Source organism: Saccharopolyspora sp. NPDC050389, from assembly GCF_040655595.1.
Lineage (GTDB): Bacteria > Actinomycetota > Actinomycetes > Mycobacteriales > Pseudonocardiaceae > Saccharopolyspora.
Window position 1 is genome coordinate 1 of sequence record NZ_JBFAKG010000203.1, and the last position, 4,448, is coordinate 4,448.

Here is a 4,448-nt window from a genome sequence, read left to right on the forward strand (position 1 = left end):
CGACCAACGCCCACAGCTCATCGGGCACCAACCGTCGCGACAACTCATCAACCACGAACCAAGATCATGCCCGCAAACCCCACCAAGATCCAAACAAGACACGCTCTTAGCCACAACACCACCTCAACAACATGTCCCGAAATCTCTCAAAGAGACGCCAATTCTGCAGGCGCTCCTTGGTGCGGAGCATAGGACATCGCCGCCGCGACATCCAGCCATAGGACACCTCCTGACGAAGCGACCACAAGAACGCGACACTCCGCGGTTTTCAGCCCAGGCGCTTGTCCTACAATTCGTTTCCGCATCAACGTCCAGCATTTCAAGATACCGAAACATCCGGAGGGAACTACATGGCCCAGAAAGTCACCGTTCAGCTCGTCGACGACATCGACGGCACCCCCGCTGAGGCCACCGTGGAGTTCGGACTAGATGGAGTCGGCTACGCGATCGACCTGTCCCAGGACAACGCCGCCGACCTTCGGGGCACCCTCACACCCTATGTGGAGCACGCACGCCGGGTCGGCGGACGGAAGCACACGACCGCCAAGGCCGTCACGACCGCCGCGCCGCAGCACGCCGCGAGCAAAGAACGCAACCAGGCCATCCGCGCGTGGGCTCGCGAACAAGGTGAGCAGGTGTCCGACCGAGGCCGTATTCCTACGGAGATCGTCGAAGCCTACGACAAAGCCCACTAGGCAAAATGGCGGGGCCGCGGCGGTCAGCTCCGCGGCCCCGACATGCCCAGTGCGGCCAGCACGACCGCGAGTCCACGTCGGCGCTAGGGAGGGTGCATAGGGAGGATGACCAGGAGGATCCGCAGGAGGACGCGCCTAGACGACCGCCCGCTCGCCTGCAGTCCCGCGCTGCGTAGCGGGCCTTACGGGGGATCCGCAGGTATCCCCGACTGGCCTGGCCACAGGCCGGGAGAAACATCGAGGCGGGCAGCCGGCCGCGCAGGACATCACAACGACCTCAACTCGTCTTCCATCCCTCAGTTCCCGACAGAGAACCCCGCCACTATTACAATTTCCCTGCACTCTTTTAACGCAGGCAAAACCATTTATTCGCCGTGTTCATGCACTAGCAGTCAGCGCCTAATCGGAAAATCAAACCCGAATTTGCGCCATTCTTACACGCTCCCTATCGGGTGATTTAAAAAGAGTCCCGCGAACATGGTCGTCATTTGTTGAAGCGCGCGCGGCACAGAGCTATCTTTGAGCCATCACCGGGGAACCGGGAAATCACCGAAATACCGCCCCGGGCGAAGCTATGTTCACCAAGGGAGCTACCGTGCTGATCGCCGCGATCCACCCTGCCACCGAAACCTCCGAATCCGATGATGCCGCCGCTGAACCGGAGAAGGCGATTGTGTGGCCTACCGCTTGGGAAGGGGAATTGCACGTGACACCGCCCGCCGGTTCGCCAGGAAAGCCCGTACCAACGACTCCTGGCGCTACGGGAGGCGCGCGGTTGCGTAGTGGTGAGCTGCGGCGGATCGTCGCCGAATGGCTGACCGTTCGCGCGGGAACGGAAGCCACGCCGCGCGAGATCGCCAAAGAGTTGGGTCGCTCGTCGGGCGCGGTCGGAAACGCGTTGCAGATCCTCGCCGATCGCGGCGAGGCCGAACGGACCTCGGAGGCGCCGCTACGGTACCGGGCAACGACCGCGACCACCGGTGCCGCGTCCACCCCGAGCGCACCGGCAAGCACCGCCACAACCCCACGCCGACCCCGGAAATCCGCACCCACACCCACCACACCAAAACCAGAACCAGAGGCCCCGCACTCGACTCCGGTTCCGCCGGAGGAGGAGCCCGTGACCGGACCGGTGCCTCGCCCGAACGGGCAGACCTACCACCCCCGGAAGCTGTCCGGGTTGCCGGATGTCACCGCATTGCGCAAGCTGCGCGCCGCTGGCGTCTCGGCCCTGCTGTACGGGCCACCGGGAACCGGGAAGACCTCGGTCGTCGAGGCAGCCTTCCCCGACCTGATCACGGTGCAGGGCGACGGTGACACGACGGTCGCGGACTTCGTGGGGGAATATACCCAAACACCCGATGGCCGTTATGTTTTCGTCCACGGGCCAATGGTCACCGCGATGCGTGAAGGCCGGTGCCTGTTCATCGACGACGCCACCCTGATCCCGCCCACAGTCCTGGCCGTGGTGTACCCGGCCATGGACGGACGCCGTCAGATCACGGTGAAAGCCAACGGCGGCGAAGTGGTGACCGCCGAGCCCGGCTTCTACGTCGTCGCCGGACACAACCCCGGGGTACACGGCGCGGTCCTCACCGACGCCCTGTCATCGCGATTCTCCGCACAGATCCAGGTGTCCACCGATTTCGACCTGGCCAAGCAACTGAAGATCGACCGCCGCGCGGTGCGTGTGGCGCGGAATCTCGCGACGCGCCAACGCAAAGGCGAGATCCGCTGGGCCCCTCAGCTTCGCGAGCTGATCGCATTCGAACGGATCTCGGCCGTACTCGGCGCGGACGCCGCCGCTGCGAACCTCGTTGGTATCGCGCCGGACGAGGACCGGGAAACCGTCGCGTCCGCCGTGCGCGACGCGTTCGGCACCGCGATCGAACCGCTCGCCCTCGGCACTCGAATCTAATCCTCCGAATACGCCGAAAGTCCTGAAAGGACGATTCCGATGAGTACTCACCTGGTCACCGACACCACTGTCGACAAGACCCACCTCGACTCCGCCCGTGATGCCGCCTGGCTGCGCCTGTCGGCCGCGATCACCGACGAGGTGCCGGTCATCGCCGACCGCGAAGACCTCCTGGTCACCATCTCTCCCGGTGCCGGACATGGAGCGCCCGCCTGTTTTCTCCCGCACCACGCCACCATCGAAATCGACGGCACCCACCTGGGCACAGTGGATCCCGCCACCATGACCCCGGACCGGCTCGGCGACCGCGCCCGTTACGCCACCACGTGGGGCCTGCTCACCCACGAATGCGCCCACGCCCGCCACAGCATCTGGGAACCGCCCTGCGACGCGCCGCCCGGCGCGGTGGAGGCCGCGATGCTACTCGAAGAATCCCGCATCGAGGCCGCCCAGATCCGCCGCCGCCCCGACGACCGCCACTGGCTCCGCGCCTCCGCCACCAACCTCATCCTCGCCGACACCCACGCGAACGACCCCACCCGCGCGCCGGACATGACGCCGCACTCCGCCGCGAAAGCCGCCGCCCTACTCCTGGCCCGCACCGACGCCGGAATCCTCACCCCCAACGAAACAGCGGTCGTCGGCGGCGTGGTCGATTCAATCCTCGGAACCCGGACATTGGACGCGCTCCGGGACGTGTGGCTAGCCGCCCACGTCATCGACGATGGCGCCCCCAAGCCGATGCCGATGCCGATGCCGATGCCGATGCCGATGCCGATGCCGATGCCGATGCCGATGCCGATGCCGATGCCGATGATCGATCTTGGCCGCCGCTGGTGTGAAGCTCTCGGGACCGACCCGGGCCTCCCCTCACCTGGGATCACGTCGACGGGCGAGAAAACCACGTCGGGCGAGACCGGAGCTCCGTCATTGCTGGCCAGCGCAATCACCGTGGCGGCTCGGAGAACCGCCGCAGCCGTCGCTACCGAAGAAGCTCCCACCGACCCCGCAACGACCGAAGCGGACGCGGCGAACACCGAACGCCAAGCACAACACGACGCCGCGAACGCCGCACGGAAGGTCTTCTCCGCGATTGGCGGACCGCGTTCGGGACGGACCCAGATCACAGGGACACGGCCCCCCACAACAGACGAGCGCGCTGCCGCACGCCGCCTCGGTCACGCCCTGAGCACCGCCGGAATCCGCGACCGCATCACGACAAAAACAACCTCGCCCATACCGCCCGGGCGGCTCCGGATGCGCGGCGCACTCGCCGCCGACGCCCAGCGCGCCGCCGGAGCGCTCCCGACCGCCGAACCGTTCACCCGCACCACCCGGCGCATCGCACCCAGCCCACCCCTGCGACTCGGCATCGCCTGTGACGTGTCCGGCTCCATGGCGGCCTTCGCTGGACCGGTCGCCTCCGCCGCCTGGATCCTCGCCCACGCCGCCCACCACACCCAGATTCCGGCCTCCTCCGCAACCGTGATCTTCGGGCACCGCGTACGAGCCATCACCCACCCCAACTCGGCCCCCACGCGCGTGACCGAGTTCGACACCGACGACACCTACGAAGACATCCCGCGCGCCATCGACGCCCTCGACGGAGCTCTGGCCCTCCATCATCCCGGAGCCGCGCGGCTGTTGGTCATCGTCTCAGACGGCCGGTTTCGGTATGACCCTCGCAGAGAAGGGCAGCGCCGCGTCGATCGGTTGCGCGCCAACGGATGCGGCGTGTTGTGGCTAGCGCCCGAAGGCCCCTATGTGAGTCCGCTGAACGGCGTCACCGTTCACCCACTCGCCGATCCCACCGCCACCGCACACGCCATCGGCCA

At 66.6% G+C, this 4,448-nt stretch carries 3 protein-coding genes; all 3 read left to right on the forward strand.

Annotated features, from left to right (window positions below; all coding sequences use genetic code 11):
* Positions 1 to 350: 350 nt before the first annotated feature.
* Positions 351 to 695: an Lsr2 family protein gene (locus tag AB0I53_RS49290; protein WP_358618086.1), complete on the forward strand. Its 345-nt coding sequence runs from the start codon at positions 351 to 353 to the stop codon at positions 693 to 695.
* Between the two features lie 574 nt (positions 696 to 1,269).
* Positions 1,270 to 2,613, forward strand: a complete 1,344-nt coding sequence (locus tag AB0I53_RS49295; RefSeq protein ID WP_358618089.1) for an AAA family ATPase — start codon at positions 1,270 to 1,272, stop codon at positions 2,611 to 2,613.
* Between the two features lie 39 nt (positions 2,614 to 2,652).
* A partial coding sequence (locus tag AB0I53_RS49300) for a VWA domain-containing protein (protein WP_358618092.1) occupies positions 2,653 to 4,448 on the forward strand: 1,796 nt, incomplete at its 3' end.